23 protein-coding genes and 1 pseudogene are annotated in these 19,488 nt (G+C 26.2%); 2 read left to right on the top strand and 22 right to left on the bottom strand.

The features are described from left to right. Window positions 1-135: 135 nt before the first annotated feature. On the top strand, window positions 136-711 hold the full coding sequence (locus EJL03_RS13025; RefSeq protein WP_125154410.1) for a RusA family crossover junction endodeoxyribonuclease: 576 nt from the start codon (window positions 136-138) through the stop codon (window positions 709-711). Between the two features lie 96 nt (window positions 712-807). Beyond that, window positions 808-2,265: a hypothetical protein gene (locus tag EJL03_RS13030; protein ID WP_125154411.1), complete on the top strand. Its 1,458-nt coding sequence runs from the start codon at window positions 808-810 to the stop codon at window positions 2,263-2,265. 170 nt (window positions 2,266-2,435) lie between these two features. Here the strand turns inward: EJL03_RS13030 and EJL03_RS13035 are convergent, their stop codons facing one another. The 22 genes and pseudogenes from EJL03_RS13035 to EJL03_RS13135 all read right to left on the bottom strand — a co-directional run bounded on the left by EJL03_RS13035 (window position 2,436) and on the right by EJL03_RS13135 (window position 19,483). Beyond that, window positions 2,436-2,654, bottom strand: coding sequence for a hypothetical protein (locus tag EJL03_RS13035; protein WP_125154412.1), 219 nt, complete (start codon window positions 2,652-2,654; stop codon window positions 2,436-2,438). A gap of 123 nt (window positions 2,655-2,777) precedes the next feature. Next, window positions 2,778-3,797, bottom strand: coding sequence for a tyrosine-type recombinase/integrase (locus EJL03_RS13040; RefSeq protein WP_125154413.1), 1,020 nt, complete (start codon window positions 3,795-3,797; stop codon window positions 2,778-2,780). 228 nt (window positions 3,798-4,025) lie between these two features. After that, window positions 4,026-4,844, bottom strand: a complete 819-nt coding sequence (locus EJL03_RS13045) for a tyrosine-type recombinase/integrase (protein WP_125154414.1) — start codon at window positions 4,842-4,844, stop codon at window positions 4,026-4,028. Between the two features lie 433 nt (window positions 4,845-5,277). Further along, window positions 5,278-5,661 (bottom strand): hypothetical protein, encoded by a 384-nt coding sequence (locus EJL03_RS13050; RefSeq protein WP_125154415.1) that lies wholly within the window; start codon window positions 5,659-5,661, stop codon window positions 5,278-5,280. A gap of 356 nt (window positions 5,662-6,017) precedes the next feature. Further along, window positions 6,018-6,698: pseudogene (locus EJL03_RS13055) on the bottom strand (N-acetylmuramoyl-L-alanine amidase); the annotation flags it as partial. Window positions 6,699-6,733: 35 nt separating this feature from the next. Beyond that, the gene (locus tag EJL03_RS13060; RefSeq protein WP_125154417.1) at window positions 6,734-6,967 is read right to left on the bottom strand and encodes a hemolysin XhlA family protein; all 234 of its coding nucleotides are present in this window, start codon (window positions 6,965-6,967) and stop codon (window positions 6,734-6,736) included. Between the two features lie 74 nt (window positions 6,968-7,041). Continuing rightward, the gene (locus tag EJL03_RS13065; protein WP_125154418.1) at window positions 7,042-7,260 is read right to left on the bottom strand and encodes a type II toxin-antitoxin system HicA family toxin; all 219 of its coding nucleotides are present in this window, start codon (window positions 7,258-7,260) and stop codon (window positions 7,042-7,044) included. Then, window positions 7,239-7,691: a hypothetical protein gene (locus EJL03_RS13070; protein ID WP_125154419.1), complete on the bottom strand. Its 453-nt coding sequence runs from the start codon at window positions 7,689-7,691 to the stop codon at window positions 7,239-7,241. Before EJL03_RS13070 ends, EJL03_RS13065 begins: the two co-directional genes overlap by 22 nt. Window positions 7,692-7,969: 278 nt before the next feature. Next, a complete protein-coding gene (locus EJL03_RS13075; RefSeq protein ID WP_125154420.1) occupies window positions 7,970-8,395 on the bottom strand; it encodes a hypothetical protein in 426 nt (141 codons plus the stop codon). A gap of 110 nt (window positions 8,396-8,505) precedes the next feature. Continuing rightward, a complete protein-coding gene (locus EJL03_RS13080) occupies window positions 8,506-9,579 on the bottom strand; it encodes a hypothetical protein (protein ID WP_125154421.1) in 1,074 nt (357 codons plus the stop codon). Window positions 9,580-9,614: 35 nt separating this feature from the next. Further along, a complete protein-coding gene (locus EJL03_RS13085) occupies window positions 9,615-10,691 on the bottom strand; it encodes a hypothetical protein (protein ID WP_125154422.1) in 1,077 nt (358 codons plus the stop codon). Between the two features lie 11 nt (window positions 10,692-10,702). Continuing rightward, window positions 10,703-11,929 carry a hypothetical protein gene (locus tag EJL03_RS16470; protein ID WP_243108718.1) on the bottom strand — a complete coding sequence of 409 codons (1,227 nt, stop codon included), beginning with the start codon at window positions 11,927-11,929 and terminating at the stop codon, window positions 10,703-10,705. A gap of 1 nt (window position 11,930) precedes the next feature. Next, window positions 11,931-12,644, bottom strand: coding sequence for a cell adhesion protein (locus EJL03_RS16270; protein ID WP_125154423.1), 714 nt, complete (start codon window positions 12,642-12,644; stop codon window positions 11,931-11,933). An 89-nt stretch (window positions 12,645-12,733) separates the two neighbouring features. After that, on the bottom strand, window positions 12,734-12,946 hold the full coding sequence (locus EJL03_RS13100; RefSeq protein WP_125154424.1) for a hypothetical protein: 213 nt from the start codon (window positions 12,944-12,946) through the stop codon (window positions 12,734-12,736). A gap of 14 nt (window positions 12,947-12,960) precedes the next feature. Next, window positions 12,961-14,724, bottom strand: coding sequence for a DNRLRE domain-containing protein (locus tag EJL03_RS13105; protein ID WP_125154425.1), 1,764 nt, complete (start codon window positions 14,722-14,724; stop codon window positions 12,961-12,963). Between the two features lie 13 nt (window positions 14,725-14,737). Beyond that, entirely contained in the window at window positions 14,738-15,877 is a 1,140-nt protein-coding gene (locus tag EJL03_RS13110; protein ID WP_125154426.1) for a hypothetical protein, read from the bottom strand. A 14-nt stretch (window positions 15,878-15,891) separates the two neighbouring features. Beyond that, entirely contained in the window at window positions 15,892-16,503 is a 612-nt protein-coding gene (locus EJL03_RS13115; RefSeq protein ID WP_125154427.1) for a hypothetical protein, read from the bottom strand. Window positions 16,504-16,535: 32 nt separating this feature from the next. Beyond that, window positions 16,536-17,132 carry a hypothetical protein gene (locus EJL03_RS13120; protein ID WP_125154428.1) on the bottom strand — a complete coding sequence of 199 codons (597 nt, stop codon included), beginning with the start codon at window positions 17,130-17,132 and terminating at the stop codon, window positions 16,536-16,538. A 75-nt stretch (window positions 17,133-17,207) separates the two neighbouring features. Then, on the bottom strand, window positions 17,208-18,671 hold the full coding sequence (locus EJL03_RS13125; RefSeq protein WP_125154429.1) for a hypothetical protein: 1,464 nt from the start codon (window positions 18,669-18,671) through the stop codon (window positions 17,208-17,210). Between the two features lie 29 nt (window positions 18,672-18,700). Continuing rightward, window positions 18,701-18,838 carry a hypothetical protein gene (locus EJL03_RS16155; RefSeq protein ID WP_164509085.1) on the bottom strand — a complete coding sequence of 46 codons (138 nt, stop codon included), beginning with the start codon at window positions 18,836-18,838 and terminating at the stop codon, window positions 18,701-18,703. A 17-nt stretch (window positions 18,839-18,855) separates the two neighbouring features. Next, window positions 18,856-19,041: a hypothetical protein gene (locus tag EJL03_RS13130; protein WP_125154430.1), complete on the bottom strand. Its 186-nt coding sequence runs from the start codon at window positions 19,039-19,041 to the stop codon at window positions 18,856-18,858. A gap of 13 nt (window positions 19,042-19,054) precedes the next feature. Continuing rightward, window positions 19,055-19,483: a hypothetical protein gene (locus EJL03_RS13135; RefSeq protein ID WP_125154431.1), complete on the bottom strand. Its 429-nt coding sequence runs from the start codon at window positions 19,481-19,483 to the stop codon at window positions 19,055-19,057. Window positions 19,484-19,488 lie beyond the last annotated feature (5 nt).

Below are 19,488 nucleotides of genomic sequence, written 5' to 3' on the forward strand. Positions count from 1 at the left end.
ACTTAGTTCCACATTGTAAATACCTATTATGGTGTCCTGAAGATAAGTTATTTGAATAATTAATAATATAAAATAATTTAATAATATTCCAACAAAGGAGTGATATATATCGGTAACGCTAAGCAAGTATTAAAATTGATATGTAAAGATTTTATAAGTGTAAATCATTATATGTCATATAGATCGGTTAAGAAGGGCAAGTTTAATATGGTTATGGCATATAAACCTAAAACAACTAAGGACTTTGAAAAATCTTTTGGTGAATATGTCAAGCAAGAAATTAAAAAACAAGGATGGATTAAACCACCTAAAGATAAATTTATAAATTTAGATACTGTTTTTTATTTTCCTAGAGTAGATATGGATGCACAGAACTTTTTCAAATCGTTAAGTGATATTTTAACATCTAGTGGTGTTTGGGAAGACGATAATATTGTCTTAGAAAAAGTACATAGAATTTATTATGATAGTGAAAACCCTAGAATAGAATTAAATGTAACCGTATCAGATCACATAGGTATATTTGATAATCAAGAAGATTATAAAAATTTCATAAATACATATTGCAACAATTGTAAAAAAGGAAATAAAATAGGACAAAAGGGTGGCTGTTCTATATATAAAAAAATATTAGAAAGTAGAATTATTGATGACATAGAAATTAATTTTAACACCGGAGAAAAGAAGTGCTTAAAATTTAAACAAAAATAAATGAATTACATATTTAATATTTAAAAATGACTATGTTTTGGTTATAATGACTAATATATGGTCATTTTTAAATATTAAAAGAAAGGATTTTTTAAAATGGAAATTAACTTGATACCGTTTGTTGCTGAAGCACTAAGTGTAAATAAAAGAATATATAAAGATATCGATAAGATTTATAATAACGATAAATTAAAATTTATTAAATTAGCTAAGCATAACGAGTTTTACAATCACGTTATGAGTCAAGAAGGTAATGTTGAGCAAGAATATTATTTTAAAAAAGTATTAGGTATATTAGAAGGTACAAATTTTGATGAAGATGTATTAGAGGGTGTGTTATTGATATTAAAAAAAGGCTGGAGATATACTTATACTTATGTTTGTAATCATAGTCAAGTAAACGTCAGTATTTTCTTAAATAGATTGATTAAAAAATATAAAGGCATCGATAATTTATCTGATGATGAACTTAACTCTAATGTGATAGTATTATTGATATTATCTACATATTTTGAAAAAGAAATCAACAGAGAAGATGAGATGTATAATACTTATATTAATTCTTGTGCTATGAGATTAGAACATTATAAAAATTTTAATAGAATTAATTTAAATAATATTACTAAAGAGCAAAAGGAATTGATTAATAAATTAGAATTAAAATTAAAAGCACATGAAAAAATTTCTCCTATTACACCTTCTTCACACAGATTAGATATAGACAAACAAAAAGGACTACTAGTAGATATCTCTAAATTAACAAAAGATGATAAGAATTTTTTACCTTTTGAGTATATTGGAGAACTGGAAAATATTTCATTGATAAGCATTATAGGCGATGATTACTTTAAACAAAGAGATATTCAAGAATTAATTTATACTTATAGTCAATTTCAAAATGAAGAAACTATAAACTATGATGACTTTTTTAGATATATATATCCGGCTATTGAACTAAGGTATTTATATAGAGAATATAGAAATGCCAAAAAATATTTTTTTGAAAACTTTGATGAAGAATTATATAATGAAATAAGTAACAAAGAAATTGAAAATAAAGAAATTAAAAAGAATAATATTATATTACAAGATGAAAACGAAAAATTGAAATTAGAATTGGAAAAATTAGAAAAAGAAAATAAAAAACTAAAATTAGAAATTAATAAAAGAGAAGATTATAAATCTGAAATAATACCTTTAAGGGAATTTATTTTTAACTTAGATGATATCGAAGACTATAAAACAGAAATGTTAGACTATAATAAGTTGAAATCACTAAACGCAATAATTGTAGGAGGACATCCTAAGTGGCAAAATAAAATGAAAGAATATTTGCCTAATTGTAAATTTATAAGCATCGATATGCTTCAATTCGATACAAAAATAATTAATAGTGTAGATGTAGTATTTATATATACTAATTATTTAAATCATGCAATGTATTATAAAATTATAAATATAATCAGAGAGAAGGGATTACGATTAGAGTATTTGAAAAGTAATATTAATATTGAAATTATTTTAAATCAAATTTATAATTTTATAAAAGAATAATATTGGTTATATTTTGACATTTTACTAAAGATATTGTATAATTAAGGGACTAATTATATTATATTGTATATAATACCAAAACTATAAAAAGTAATATTTTCAACCCCATTGGACTTATTCTTCTTTTCTATAGTTTTGGTTTATATAATTTATTTTTATTAAGTATATAATTATTTTGTTTTATCTAATAGTTGCAACAATGATTCTATTTTTCTTATAGTATCTTCTTTTCCCTTTATATATCCTTTAGAAAAATCAAAAGTATGTGTATTATGGAATTCTGTATGTGTGTCTTGTAAATCTTTATATAGTATTTGCATAACTTGAGTTTTAGTTATATGGGTATTAGGAAGATTAATTTTCTCAATATTTATTTTATTATTGTCCATTAAATTCACCCTCTTTTGTAAACGTTTAATTTTGCTGTTGGTTTAGAATAAAAAAAATGAATAAGTTAAATATTCTACTATAAATTTATTTATTTGTTCTTAAATATTTAAATATAGTGAAATTTATTTTATGTTAGATAAATTCTTAATTTGATTTTTGATCTCGTCTCTAATTTCTGTAGAAGATTTCGGCTTTTGGTAAAATGATAAAGTCGTTGAAATATCTTTATGATTTAAGTATCGGCTAACTAGGCTAGGGTCTATTCCAGTATCTAGCAAACTATTACTTTTTGTTTTGCGGATACAATGTGCATGAAAGTCATCTAATCCTATTATAGTACCAATCTTTTTTATTCTTCTTTGTAGAGTTCCTTTAGTCATTTTATTATATTTCCCATCATATCTTGATATAAACAATGCATCTATTTCAAGATTATCCATATGTTCTTTTCTATATTCTAACCATTTTAAAATTAATTCTTTTGTATTTTCATTGAAACTTACATCTACTATATAACCTTCTTTTTCACGAATATTTTTAAAGCAACAATTGTCTAAATCTAATTGAGATAAAGTCAATCTATTTAATGCTCCAATTCTATTAGCACTATCTAAAGCTACATTCCATAATACCAAGTCTAATAAATCAAATTTATTACCTTTATTTTCTATTAATCCTTTATTGATTTGTCTTACCTGTTCTTCTGTTAAGAAATAAGCATTTATAATTTTTTCTTCCCTTGCTCCTTTCATTCTTTCTAATCTTTTGTCAAACGGATGAAATTCTATATGTCTTCTTCTCATACTCCATAAATAAAAACTAGAAACAGCAGATATTTTTGTATTTATTACTTTTTTATTGTTTTTTAAAGTATCTTGACAAAATAATATAAAACCTTCCATTATGTCTATTGCATTTTCCATAAAATCTGCATCATATAAATCAACATTATCCCATTCTTCTGCTAGATACACTAAAAAATGTTGCATATAATTTTTGTATACCTTGTATGTAGTATTTTTAACATCTTTATTTTTGATTATATTGCTTCTTAAATACTTTTCATATTTATCCCAATTACTTTTACTAATTAAATCTAATTTTTCTTTGGTAAAATATTTAATTCTTTTAACTTTAGCCATATATTTTCCTCCTTGTAAAATAACATAATTATTAAATTGTTTTTAAATTAAAATCGTACTAATAAATTCCCAATCTAAAGTATCTTGTCCATTCTTCTAAAGCATTTTCTAATTTGCCATTTTCATCAAATATAAATATTGCATTTTATCATCACTTTTATTAAAAATACAAAATAAAAAAAAGAGTAGGCATTACCTACTCAAAATCATTAAGTTTTATATTAAACTTTAAATATTATTAATTATATCTAATAATTCTTTTTTTGTTTTACGAGTATAAATTCGTGTGGTATTAATATTCTCGTGTCCCACAATATCAGCAATAGAATCTAAAGGAATATCTTTGTCAACTAAATCCTTACAAAATTTATGTCTTAAATTATGTGCATGTCCTTTTGATTTTTTTACTCTTGCTTGTCCAGTATAGTATTTTATAATTTTATCTACTGTCTGTCTTGTAATAGCTCCCTTTTGACCTGTAAAGAGCATTTCACTTTTATCAATCCTAACTGCAACATATTGTTGCCAGACTAATTTTAATTTTTCTGATATAAAAACATTTCTATATTTATTGCCTTTACCACATATAATAATAGTATCCTTGTCAATATCATGTTTTGTCAATTGTAGCATTTCACTAACTCTCATTCCAGTTAGACGCAATGTCATGATTATTGCTTTTGCACGCAAATCATTTTTCTTATTAATAGCCCTTAAAATTCTTTCTAAATCAGAAGATGAGAATATATCATCTAAAAAGTTTTGACTCTGAACCTTTTCTTGTTTTATATCTACCGCAATACCATTAAATTTTAAATATTGATTAATTGCTACTAACTTTTTATTAAGTGTTTTTATACTTAATTCTAATTCTTTAATTATAAATACTTTATAATTATCTATATCATCATTTGTAATATCTTTTAATTGCTTATCTTTAAAATAAAATAAGAAGTGTTTGATATCTCTAATGTATACTTCTATAGTTTTTTCACTTTTTCTATTTTTCAATAAATGTTTTTTAAACTGATTTAATTGATAATCCATAAATATCACCCTAAGTATTTTATTTTGACAACATATGTACAAGGCTTGATATTATTATATCATAGAGTATTAAAAAAAACACTACAAAATATACATTCTGTCACATATTTGTTTGTTGACAAAGTCGATTTGCAACTTTTTAGAAGATTTCAATAAAACACTATTTTTATTAAATTATTGTGCTGGTTTAAATCTAAAACTAAATTTTAATACAATATACCAATATAAAAACATGATTGAATAAATTTTAAAATTATATTTTTTAACAGAATCGATATATTATTTTTACTTATATTTTTTAGTTTTTGATTCACTTATAAATAAATGAATATTAAAATGTAAATAATAATTAAACATTCATTTCATAAAACAGATAGGGGGTATACCTATCCATTTTATACTTTATAGAAACCCGATAACTATGTGTGGTGCTTTAATCAAATTCTTTAGTATCTGAGGCTATATTTGATTTTTCTACTATTGGTGTATTATAGAAATTGTTTATAGTTTGTATATCATCATCTTTCTTTTTATTGTTATTTAACATATTAGGAAAATCGTGTGATGCAATTGCACTTAATCCAACAAATATACCATTCATAAACATTATGTATAAATCTTTCACCATAAAGCAATCATTTACTAAATGTCCAAAAATAACAGTTAATATACCTACTATAATTGCTATAAATTTAGTAGGTATATTTTTTACAAACTTAATTTCTTTAATTAACTGAGTTAATGTGAAACAAATCATAATGCAACACATAGGTTGAATTAACATTTCCCTAGTAATAAAACCATTCATTATATCCATATAAACATCTCCTTAATTAAATTATTTTATATTATGATAATTTACTTTATTTTTTTAATATAATCAACCACAGCTTGTGCAGTATCAAATCTACCACCGTTGGAAATTAAAATAGTATTAGATATAGGCTTTTCACTTCCACCTACCATATAAATTTTTCCCACATTTTTCTTTAAATTTGAATTGACTTTAAAATCTGCCAAACTTAAAACTGGTAGCTTTAATTTGTCTCTTAATAAATTAGCACCATACTCATCAACTGAACCAAAATATAATATTAAATCCATTTTCTTTTCCTCCTTTTTTATCGGCTTATTAAGTTTTTGAACTATATTATCAGATATGTTATATAAATTTACATATTTTTTACTAATAAAACCTCCATGTGGCGGGTAATAGATGTGAATCCAATCTCCTTCAACTTTATATACTTCAACTGATTTATTATTAGGCAATACACCTAAAATTTTAGAAGAAGTAGACTTTTTCTCTCTAACATTTAATGCACTAGCTGTAACCACTGCTGTTGGCTTAGATGGTGATGGATTTGGACTGGAAACGCTACTACCTAGTTGTGATTTAAACCAATTCCATTTTGCCCAATTATTCGAACTCATACTGCCAGGACATTTTTTTCTACTTGCATCATAGTGCCTTACCACTTTATTGATAGGAATACCAAATTGTTTCATCTTATATTTAACTAAATCTATTGTATTAGAAATAGTCTTATTATAATCACCATCAGAATTTATACAAATTTCAATTCCAATTGAGTTTCCGTTGGAGATACCATACATTCCGCCTCCATCACCGCAATGCCAACTTTTATTCCAATCTTCTATGATTTGTATAATATTGTTACCATCTACAAAATAATGTGCAGAAGATTGTCTATCTCCTCCATTAAAATAATTATAATGTGCATTTGCATTAGCTCCTCTATCTGTATTACCTGTGTCATGTATAACAATATACTTGACATTATTACCACTGGAATAATTGTACTTAATTAGTTTTTTTTTAATCGGTAACATTTAATCATATCCTTCCTACACTATATTCCTATAAATTATTTAAGCAATCCATACTGAACCATATAAAAAAAGAACCCAAGCAAACCTGATGCTCCAAGTCCTATTAACCATTTGATAGCACTTGTTAATCCTTTTATATTCTCACATAAGTTTTTAATCTCTATTCTAAATTCTCTACCATCCTGTTCTATTTTATCTAATCTTTTATCATGTTCTTTTAATGTATCTGTATGCTCGTTGATTTTCATTTCCATTACTTCAGATTTCATATTAATCACCACCATATATTTATTATAATTTTGTACAAAACAAAAACTCCTAATCTTTACCTAATTAGAAGTTTTTAAATAACACTATTAAAATACTCTTCTGAAACTTGCAACTGTTTCCTAAGTATTTCTTTCCACATATGATATTTTATTTCACCTGTACCTCTTGATACTTTTGTTTTTAATATTTTACCTTTGTTACTTTTTTTTCTGTAATAATAATGGTCAGTACTTTTATATAATTCCCAACCGTCCTTATCACAAAATCTTTTTAATTCTCTCCATTTTGGCATCTTATTATATCTCTAATTTCATCATCATTAAATTTTTTAAACAGCTTATATAAAAAATCTACTTCCTGCTTTCTTTCTTTATCTCTACACCAATATTCAGATTCGTTCATATAATCTTCTACATATTCTTTTAATTCATTAATTATAGATTTAATTGCATTCTCAAAATTATCTTCATTCACTACAATATCAAAATCTTGTAATGATAAAGTTGTACTTCCGTCATTTTCTAAATATTTAATACAATTTAAAGAACAGTTCTTAATACATGAATTAAAATTTTTTATATGCAATTTATTAGAGAACTTAGGTATATTAATTCTTTTAGATATAGCTGATTCCATATTCTCTCCCCCATTTTGTTTTAATTTATACAATTTTACTTTTATAGGTTTATCTAAATTAATATTTTTCCATTTCTTTAAGTTCATTTTATCACCCCATATGGCAGAATACAATAATTTGTCGAACGATTACTATCAATATCTATAAATAATATTAATAATAATAGTTGACCACACTTTATATTTTACCATATTTTGTAATTAGATTAACTATAAATCGTATCAAAAATATAGACAATATAAATGAATAAAACTATAGATTATATACCAAAATACACAGTTTTATTGACAATTTTATTTGTTTTTATATGTCCTTAAACTAAACGAATAAAAAATTCTAAAGTTAATTTTGTGAAATATTTTACTTATATTTTTTTTAACGACATAACGTCAAATCCCTCATCTAATAAGGCATATATATTATATCTTTCACAATCATATTTTATTAGTTTTTTATTATCATCAATATCCATCGAAATAATATTATCTTTTATATCGTTTGAATTTAATTCAAAATCCGTTTTCCATATTTCATTTTCATCTTTTGTCATAGGAAATTCTTTGCTGTTTAAGTATTGAGTTAAGATATTTATTTCATCTACACCGTATTTAAAATACCAGTTTTTTAATTGATTTTTATCTATAGGCTTCCCAAGAGTAATAAAGTTATTTTTTATTGAGTAATAACTATTATTTTGTTTTATTAAATGTTTAAAATTTTTACACCTTACCCATTGCACTTGTCCATTACCATCTAATGCATTTCTATCCCATTGTATCCCGTAAATCATAAAACCATCTCCATTTATTTATATAAATTATTATTTTTATTATTTTAAATTTTTTCACCTTATTTAATTTTTGTTATTGAATTCTTATATAAACAAAATAATCACAAAAACTAAAAAGAAACCGAAGCAGTAGTATCATTCATACTACTAGCCCCACCATTAATATCAAACTGGAAAACGCCCGAATTATCTTTATGGCACCAACACCCACCGCCTATAGCAAAGCCACTACAAGTGAAAACTCCGTAATCATATAAATTACCTGGATCAGATTTGTTGTTTTTAGACGGAATAAACCCACAATTTTTATTAATTTGTATGTTTCTAATATAACCGACAAAGGTACCAATTACCCCAAAATTTTTATATCCACTTCCTGTGTTATTAAATCCTTTATTGCTTATTAATATATTATTATAACCCCTAAAAAAACCATCCATCCAATACGCACAATTACCCCAAAAATCTTCTATTCCTCTATAAGACATTTGCTTTTTACCTGTAGTTTCTCCATAACTATGATTACCATATTGTAAAGTTCCGCCAGTATTTATTTTTCCAGTTTCTAAATTTCCATCAACATATCCTCTACCTAATGCGGTCTGACTATCATAATCTCCATATTCTATAGAGTACAATAGCTGGATTGCAAAATATAAATTATAATCTAATATACTCCAACCATTACCATTAGCTTTGGCATAATCTCTTGATTGACTTATAGTTATTTCCACCTTTGGATTTTTATTAGGTAAACTTCTTAAATTGCCATTTATAAAACTACCTAAAAAAGCAGGAGCGTATCTATATTCTACTTTCTTTACTTCACCTGTGGGGTCATCACATAATTTATCTCTGCACCTCATAAATGCAGGGTGTAATTCAAACCCATCATCAGGGATACTGCTGATATACCAAGCATGACCATTTTCAAAATCTGTGTCATTTTCATTAAATCCTACTTTTTTAAAATAAAACTTAGGTATTTCTACCATACAATTCAATCCACTTTTTTCATAATCAAGCCAATCAACCTTTGTCCCGTCTTCCCATAAATTTGTATTATCCTTATTATGATACTTGAAAACTGTCCCTGATTTTGTTAACGCACATCTTCTCATCCCTTTCCAAGGATAGCATTCATCGGGATTAAACGGTCTTTTATCTAATAATTTTATGCTCATTATCACCACACTCCTCTGTGAACTTAAAAACTATTTTAATATAAAATAGTTTTCATTAATACTTCAAATCTACCATTGTTATTTTCTTTAATTTTATCTATTATTTTATACTTACCACAATCATATTGAATAAACTTTTTATTATATTCTTCTGTAATATTTATGTTGCTTCCTAAATCATTTAAATTAACATCCAATGAAGTATAATAACCATCTTTTAATACTACAGGTATTCTTTTGCTATTTAGTTCGTTAGTGAGTATAGATAAGTCATTATAACCATAAGTATTAATTAAGTCATTTAATTCTTCATTATTATTTATATTTCCTAAATTTAAATAATTGTTGTTAATTGAATAGTAATTATTCTTCTGTTTTATTAGAAATTTGTCTAATACGTTTAGTTCTAAAACTGGTCTCCAACCAAAATTATCATTAGCAGAATCATATCTCTTATCAAAGGTTACGTAACTACAAAATTTAGCCGAATAACGTCCTCTAAAAAAACATATTTGATTATCTCCATCACGCTTATCTACATTATACCAAGAACCATTTCCCCACCAATTCCATAGGTGGTTATGTTCGCTATCAAAAGATTTATATGTGTTATCTATCCTTTTTAAATCATAGTCTTGTGGCTTAGGTAAACCTAATATATTATCTTCATTTGCTATAAATCTATCCCACTCATTATTTGTTGGAAATCCTCCAGCGTATGCATCATCATTTCTTCTATCACTTCCACCATTAATTAATCTACACAAGTATTTATTTCCATCTATTACAATCTCTTTTCCATTTACATATCCTGCGTTATTTAAATCATTCCATGAAAGCCTATTTAAAATATTTCTATCACAAATATATATAATTTTATTTCCATCTTTAATTTTTATCCATTTCAATTTATTTTCTTCTTTTTCAGAAGTATCTCCTATAACCCATTTATTCATATCTTTCATATCTGTAAATATAGGAGTGTTTCCCGTTCCTTTTTTAGGAAGCTTGTAAGGATGACCTCCAGAACGCCAAGGTTTAGTAGGTAAAGGTAACTCTTCACCATTTTTATAAAAAGTTCCTAGTTTCACAACTCCTAAAAATTTAACCATAACATCACCCTCTATACTTTCTTAAATAATATATTACAAGTAGCACTATTCTTTTTTAACTTATCTATTGGTCTAAAACGTTCACAATTATAAATCATTTCGCATTCTTTTTTTTCTAAATTATCTGTATATACAAGTAGCTTAATTCCTTCTAAACTTTGAAATTTACTCAATAATAAATCTCTAGTTACTAAATCAATATCTGTAAACCCATTATTTATAAAGTTATTTTCATCTAATATTTGCGATGGAGATTGTAATAAATTATTTTCATTTAGTGTATATAAAATATTGGTTTTATCTTGAATTAAATATTTTTCTATTTTTTCAAACCATAACCTAGGATATTCACCATCTTGTAATTTCCAAACAGAAGTACCATCTTCAAGTTTTTCTTTATCCCAATCAGCGTCTATGAAGGTTTGTTTTATTTTTAATTCTTTTTCTGTTATACCCTTCCCCTTATCTGAATTTTGATTAGATAAATCCTTATTCCAAAAGCAATTAACTATTGACTTATTTCCATTAATATTACTTGTTAATATTCCTACTGTATTAGTTCCATTACAAAAGCAATTTTTTATCACACCTCCTCTACCATCTGCTAAACCAATTAATCCGCCTATTGGTTTAGAAGTGATTAAATCGCAGATGGCAAAACAATTTATAATATTACAATCGAAACCTATAGAACCTATTAAAGTAGACACCTGTTTTTCTTGACTAAATTGTATAGTTCCCTTCTTTAAATAGCAATTCTTTATATTACAGGAATAACCCACGCCACCACATATTCCTCCTGCGCTTAATTTACTAAATCTGGCATTTATTTTTGATACAGAACAATTTAGTATATTTGTATAACATGTGGATTCGCCCACAATTGTGCCACTGAGATTGGATGCACAAATATCAACATTTACTATGTTTAAATTTAAAATTGTTGAATTACTAGTCCTTCCAAATAAGCCTTGAAATGTATTTGGTGGTCTATTTATATATAAATTTTTAATAATTTTGTTATTCCCATTAATATTTCCATTAAAAGGATTTTCATAGCCACCAATAGGATTCCATCCTTCGCCTTCATTAAAAGGTTTTATATCTAAATCAATATCATCAATTAATTTATAACATTTATCTAATCCATTTCTAATTGCATCTAAATCAAAAACATCTTCTATTAAATATGGATTATTTGCACTTCCATCTCCGCCTGCAAAATTTCCGTTTGCCATATTATCTCACCTCACTCATACTCATAAAATCATTATTTAAATTAAATTCAAAGTATTTACCTTCTCCCAGTTCTCCTTTTTTAATACCTTTAACACTTCTAGTGTTAATAGTCTCAAATATTGTATTTATATTATTCACGCCATAATTTTTAAAATCATTTTGAGTAAGTATATCTTTATCTCTTAACTCTTTAATAGGAACGTAATTGCCATTTTTATAAAATTCTGATTTAATTGAATAGTAATCACTCTTCTGTTTTATTAGAAATTTATTTAAATCAGGATTATATGGTTTTAATTCTCCATCTTCATTTATATCTATAGCATCAATATAAAAACTTTCTGAACCCAATCTACAAAGTTGAATAAAATGTTCTCTGAATGGTAAATTATTTAATTCATAGTTTAAAACTTGGTATATTGTACTATTGTTATATTGACCAAAATTGCCTATATGTTTGCCATCTAAAATAACTTCTATATTTCCTGCTCCACATAACCTAGATAACACACCAATAATTCTTATTTTATCGCCAATAAAATTAAATCTAACAATGCTATTAATATCTTTATCTTCTTCATGATGATAACCACCTTTATACGCAGAGGATTCTTTTGGTTTTTTCATATTTATATATTCTATATTACTATTAGTATCATCATATCGCATCCAACCTAATTCTGGTTGTAATAATTGTTCGCCTAATTTTGCCATATTATCTCACCTCATTCATACCTTTAAAAATTACCACCTCTTGTTAAGTTAACAAATAGAATTAGTAGTCATAATATTAAATATGACTACTATAATAATTTTTTATATCTTTTAAAATTTTCACCTTTTCTATTAGACTTTACTATTTCTTTCCTAAGACAAAATTCACACACCCTATCATATACAAAAATCATTTTATCTTTTTTAACCATCATTTTGTTGACTGGATTACAACACCACTTGTGATTACAACCCAAATCACCCTCTACTTCTATATTAATTATTTTTATAATTTTATCCATTTTTTCACCTCTTATTACATTATAAAAGCATAGATATAGCCAGTTTCTATATTTGAATTTTCACCAATTATAATTAAACCATTCAAATCATCTATGTCCATAGCTTGTACTTTCATGCATCCATCTAAATCATTTTTAATATTAGTCTTAATATTCCCATACAGTTCACTTAAAGCATTTACGTTTATTTTACATTTTAAATCATTTACAGCATTAACGTTTACTAAACCATTGAATCCAACAGGATTAACTCTTATACTTCCTTGAAGGTCATATCTTAATATTGTATTTATCAAACTTTCCATTTCTGATATATCTTTATAAGTTGGTCGTATATATCCTTCTAAATCATTTACATACATTACTTTTAATTGTCCATTTAAGTCTTGTTTATATTTAACTTCTAATCTTCCTAATATATCATTTTTGTCACTAACTTGGATAAAACTCTGTAAATCTTTTCTTTTCATAGGAACAACATTTATATCACCTAATATATTAGATTTATATTTAACTTTCAATCTTCCTGACATATCATTTTTGTCACTAACTTGGATTTTAGAATTTATATTTTGTTCCATTAAAGGTCTTATTTTATTTATACTGCCATATAGTTGTGATTTATATTTTACATCTATCAATCCATCTATATTAGAATTAGGCATAGTTTGTATATAGCCATACAAGTCTTTACAAGCACTAGAGCAAATAGTTCCATGTAATTTTTCTTTACTAGAGAATATTTCACCTTTAACATCACTTCTCAATCTTTGTGTTTTTATAACTCCATTCATATTTTTGAACTGTGCTACATTTACTTTACTTTCTAACATATTCATATTATGAACATGAATGTTACCATCTATCAAACTTTCTCCCGAATGTCTAAATACTGATATGCCACCATATAAATCGGCATTTCCTGTTCTTTGCACTTTTACGCTACCACCTATTATTGAGCCTGTAGTTAAAAATAAATCTTTATCAAAATATTCAATTTCTAATTTAGGAGGATTTTCACTTTCCATAGTCCCAAAGTTTTTAACTTGTTTAATTGTTTCATCTTTAGATTTTAATATTAATCCCTGATTCTCATATGGATATAATACCCATATATCTTTTACTAATTCAGTGATATCTATAATATGCTCATATTTACCTTCTGGTAAATCAGATATTTTTACAACTCTTTTTCTTGAGGGTTGTCCATACCAAACTACATTGTATTCCCCCCAAGCCTTACTGGGTACTGATATTTCCAAATCTTTAAAACTATTAATATCGTCTGAATAAAGTTTTAATTTGGTTTTTGTTATATACATTGTCTGTAAGTCTTTAGGGATTTTAAATTCTAACAAACCTCTATAAACATAATTGTTTTTATCTGTACCAACTTTCATGATACTGCTTTTTCCATAATTCAAGCTAGGTTTTAACTCTGTAACATATGTATCCTTTATAGTTTTTAACTCCACAGTGTTTCTTTCTGGTAATACCGAACTCAACTCGGCTTCCATTTTATTTTTAGGTTGTTTATATATTTCTATATTCCCTTTGAAGATATCGCTTTGTTCACTCGTATTAATCACACCATTTATTTCAGTGTCTTCGTGCCAAGTTACATTAAAATCTGACTCCATTGTACTTGAAAAGGTTTTTTTTGTTTCTATAACCCCCGTAAGGCTATCTTCTTGATTAGTAACCTCTAAATTTCCATCTATTCCATCATTCCTATACCAAGTCATTTCAAACTCAGCTTCCATCGTACTTATATCCATTAAAGCAACCTCCTTATGTTACGGGATGTGCTTCTGCTTTTATTTCAAATTTAGCTCTTCTATACTCAAATTCTACATCTGGGTATATCCTTAAGAATAATTCTACCTTATCTTTATTCTTTATTATATTATTATTTGTTAATTCTTCATCACTTTCTATCAATGTATAACTTTCAAAACCATAAAATACTGTTAGTTTTTCTGGTTTCTTTTCTGGTGTTATGCTTATTTTTAAATTTTTTATATCTACTCCTGTATTATTTTCAATCATAACCTTTTTTATATCACTTAAATGTCCAGCAACAATTTGTCCAAAATTTAATCTTTTTAGAATTTCTCCTATATCTGTTGAATAGTAATCTCCTTTTTCATCAGTGAATAACAACCCTATATGTTCTCCTATAAATTCATATATAAACGTGTTTTTTTCGCCCCAATTATCGATTGCGTTAATCTCAATTTTATTTCTTTCTCTAATTATTATATCTTTTGATTTCAATTTGATAATATTATTTAAAGGAGGCTCATAACCTGTGTATTCAGAATCTTTTGGGAATATTTTATTGTTGTTTAAAAATACATTATATTTAACTAAGTCATTTGCTTCATCTCCTATTTGTACAAATAATTTATCTCCGTTTACTTTTCCAATTATAGTAGGAGCTTGATTATATAATATTACTTCTTTTGAAAAACTTTGTATTTGATGGTTTTCAAAAGATACAGTGATTATAATATTATATGAGTTAGTAGAAGTAGTAATTAGATTAATTGGTACTAAGACTTTTTCTGTTAATTTTTGTTCAATACTTATATACTTTGATTGACACTCTTTTATTGTTTTAATAACCTCTCCTTTTATATTTAATAACTCTACTTTGTATTTTAACTTTGCTTTAGGAATACCTGTAATACTTAAATAGCCATCTTGTTCATTTTGAATTTTATCTACTCTTATCCAATCTTTCTTAAATAATGAAGTTTTATAGACTTCATTATTTTGCAAATCCTCATAGAAATCTAATTTATATTTTTTAGTTGTCAAATCATCTTCTGATTCCACTGGTGGCTCTAGTTCAAATGTAAAATCAAAATCTATTCCTTTATAGACTAGCAAACTTCCCTTTCCTACATTTATATTTACATTTGCCAATTGTCTCCACCTCCTTATATTCTAATAAACCATGTTAATTCTCCGCCAATATTTTTCTCTAGTGGTGCATGGATATTGTATGTTTTTAGATTATTTACTTTTATAACTATTTCGCCATCCAAGTCTACGTTTGAAACTAACCATATTTTAAAATTAGTAGGTTGTCCCATAGGTATATTTATAATTGGTTTAAAATAAAAAAAAGTTCCATCTTCAAATGAAACTTTAGCTTTATATCCATAATTATATCCACAAAAATTAGTATTACTCATTCCACCATATCTAATTTGAGAATAAGCATTTTTAAAATAAATAATATCATTATAATAAGTATCATTACTCATTAAATTATATTCTTTTTCTTTTGTTTTATAAAATACTTCTATTTTATTTTTATCAAACGTAAAAACACCTGTTAATGCATTAAAATATGTTCTTAATCCGTTGCCTACCAATCCAAATCTAATTAATTTATTCTTATCTATTTCTTTTACTGAATTATATATCTTTTTTTCAGGATTAAATTCAAAAAGGAAAGTATTATTTAAATACTCTCCTACAAACATATAGTCCATTTCTCTACTAAAGGAATAAGGATGGACTTTTTCATATTTGTTTAACATCATTATTTACCACCTCATTGCATTGAGTTTTTGCTTTATACGTTGTAATATACTCTAACTATAAATTTGTTTTTTTCTGCATCAGCAGAAGGCGGAACTTTTACTTGTGCTTTTATTTTTGCAAAATTATTTTTAGAACTTTCTGTTTTGAATTTACCATCATTCATTTGCCCACTTATTGTTCCAGTTGACACTCCCGTACCATCTGTACTCCCCATAGCTGTAATCTGAATATCTTTCTGTGTTAATACACCATTTTTAAAAGTAGAACCTATTGGTATATATATTTCAGAATCTGATGAGTCGCTTGATAAGACATTATTAATCCTTACCCATTGCTCTATAACCAAAGGTGACTTCATTTCTCCTGCCATATAGTCTTCAAAACTTCCGTCTTTAGTTGTAACTCTACAATTAACCATATCTGGAACATTGTTATATTCAGATGTGCTAGATGGTTTTTTATTATTCCATATATAAAATGTATGCGTTGTTAAATCTGGGTTATTATCCGCATCTACTACTCCTAAATCCCATAAGTTATTTGGTACAGGTCTTTGTTTCAACTGCCCATCATTAGCATCTATATAATCTTCCCACCATGTTATTATCGGTTTTAATGCTGTTGACATAATACTATCACTCCTTTTATTATCTTCATTATCAAGTATCTTTTCCCTGATAATGTATTTGTTGTTATACTTTAATTAAATTAATATATTTACATTTATAGTTATATTTTCTATACCAAAGCCGACATGTTTAACATTTAATCTAAATACGTCATTAGCTTGGACTTTAAGATGTACTATATTTCCTACATTAGCTTGATACTCACCATAATCAAATATGATTTCTTTATTTTCTTCACACACACCTGTCCAAGTATCTATACCATGTTGAAAATCCAATTCAGATATTTTTTCTAATTGTATAGATGTGTGTTCTGTGCCAGTGGTTTGGCAAATTCCTTCAATAGTATTTATTACCCCTTCGTTAGGAAATGTAATTAATACATTTTGAACACCTTGTTTTAGTTTATCTGTTGATAATACAAATACCATTGTCTTTGTATGAACATAATCGGGTAATGCGTTTTTAGCATCCTCTCCTACATAGTTCTTCTGTGCTTTATCTTCTATTTGATTTAATTTTACATAATCATCTTTTCTCATGAGTCCATCCATATCTTTTTTTACTAATGGTATTCCACCTTTCATGTTACCTATGTATTTCCATGATACATTATCCCATCTATATAAGTTTCCATTGTCCATAGTCATCACTAACCATCCAATATCTGGATTAGGATGTTTAATATCAATCTCCGCAAAGGAATTTACAGGCTCTTTCCATATCAGTCTAGTATTGAGTCTATCTATCTTAATATTTTCAGTTTCCTCTTTCGCCCTATCTGTTGCATCAATACATTCTTTTGTTTTTTCTATAGACAATTGAGTTGCTTGATTTGCTTTATCTGTGACGTTAATTGCGTTTTTAGTTGTTATTTCGGTTTTTTCTTTTGCTATAAGTGTTTCATTCTTTACTTTAATAGTTTCATCAGTAATCTTCTTACATTCATTAGTTTGCTTCCTCGACAATTCAATATGAACATCAACTTCTCTAATTTTTGACTCTGCTTTTTCAATAAAAGTATTTACATAAGCAACAAATTCATCAGTCTTCTGTTGAACAAAAATAGTAAATTCATTTGTCTTTTGTTCAATAAATGTTATTGCTTTTGCCACAGATTCTTTTAATTCTTGCTCTTTTTGATAAATAAAATCTATTAATTCTTGTAAATTGTCAACTGCCCATGGGTTAGGACTATGTACATAAATTCTTCCAGCTGGATATTGAATAATGCCCTTCCCTTTATATTCAATAGTAACCGTCTTCCCATTTTGATTAGGACTAAAAGTTATTTCCCCGTTTGAATAATCCACATAAAACTCATTTTCAGCCAATACTTTTCTACAATCATATTTCTCTCTGGGAACTTCCACATATTCTTTAATCCTAACCTTATAAGTTATGTCAGGAACTTCATCTAAGCCTGTCCTTCCATTAATTATTGTATACTGACCTGTTTTTAAAACATAAGGATCATCATCTGTCCCTTTTCTCAATTTAAATCTTACAGCGTCAAAATAATATTTTAAATTTTTCATCTTGTCACCTCCTTTTAATGGAGTATATTTTATTCATCTTGAATAGTTTTTAAAGAGTTGACTACATCTACAAACAGTGGAACTTCCTTCCCCTCTAAAGGAACTCTATTTAAAAACATTTGTAAGTATTGTAAAACTTCTTCGCTTATCTCAATTTTATAATTCATTTAACTCAGCTCCTTCTTTATTTAAACCAATTTTTGATAATAAATTCTTTATTAAAGAATTGTACTTGAACATTACAATTACATATTAAATTACATTCACAATTTGAGTTGCAATTACAACCACAATAATTTAACAAATACCTTTCTTTAATTTCTTTTATTCTTTCTTGCAAATCGTTGTTTAGCTCTAATATCCCTTCCATGCTCTCACCTCTTTTAGTTTGAAGACGGATGATAATTACAATTGCAACTACAATAATTACAATTACAGCGACATACATCACAATTACAAAAACAATTTGTGTTACAACCACAATCTTCTATTTTTACTGCTACACATCTACATACTCTCGCAGGTTTTACATAATCTAATAACTCTCCTAAAGAAACTGTTGATTTAGAGTAATATGATGTAAGAGTATTACTTGCACAGGTAGTTTTTCTATAACCGTTATGTAGTTCATTTCCATGGCAATTGCAACCATATACTTTTGAAATCCCTTTTCTTGTGTCAACCAATTCATTTAGTAAATTTCTTAAATCATTTAAATCTCTGCTTAAATGAGGTTTAGGCTTACTTAAGCTACCTTTTTCTTCTTCTATATATTTTCTAACCCCACCTAAACTAACATCATTTGTAGGCATAATTG

It is taken from the genome of Clostridium rectalis (assembly GCF_900626095.1).
GTDB classification, from domain to species: domain Bacteria; phylum Bacillota; class Clostridia; order Clostridiales; family Clostridiaceae; genus Clostridium_AS; species Clostridium_AS rectalis.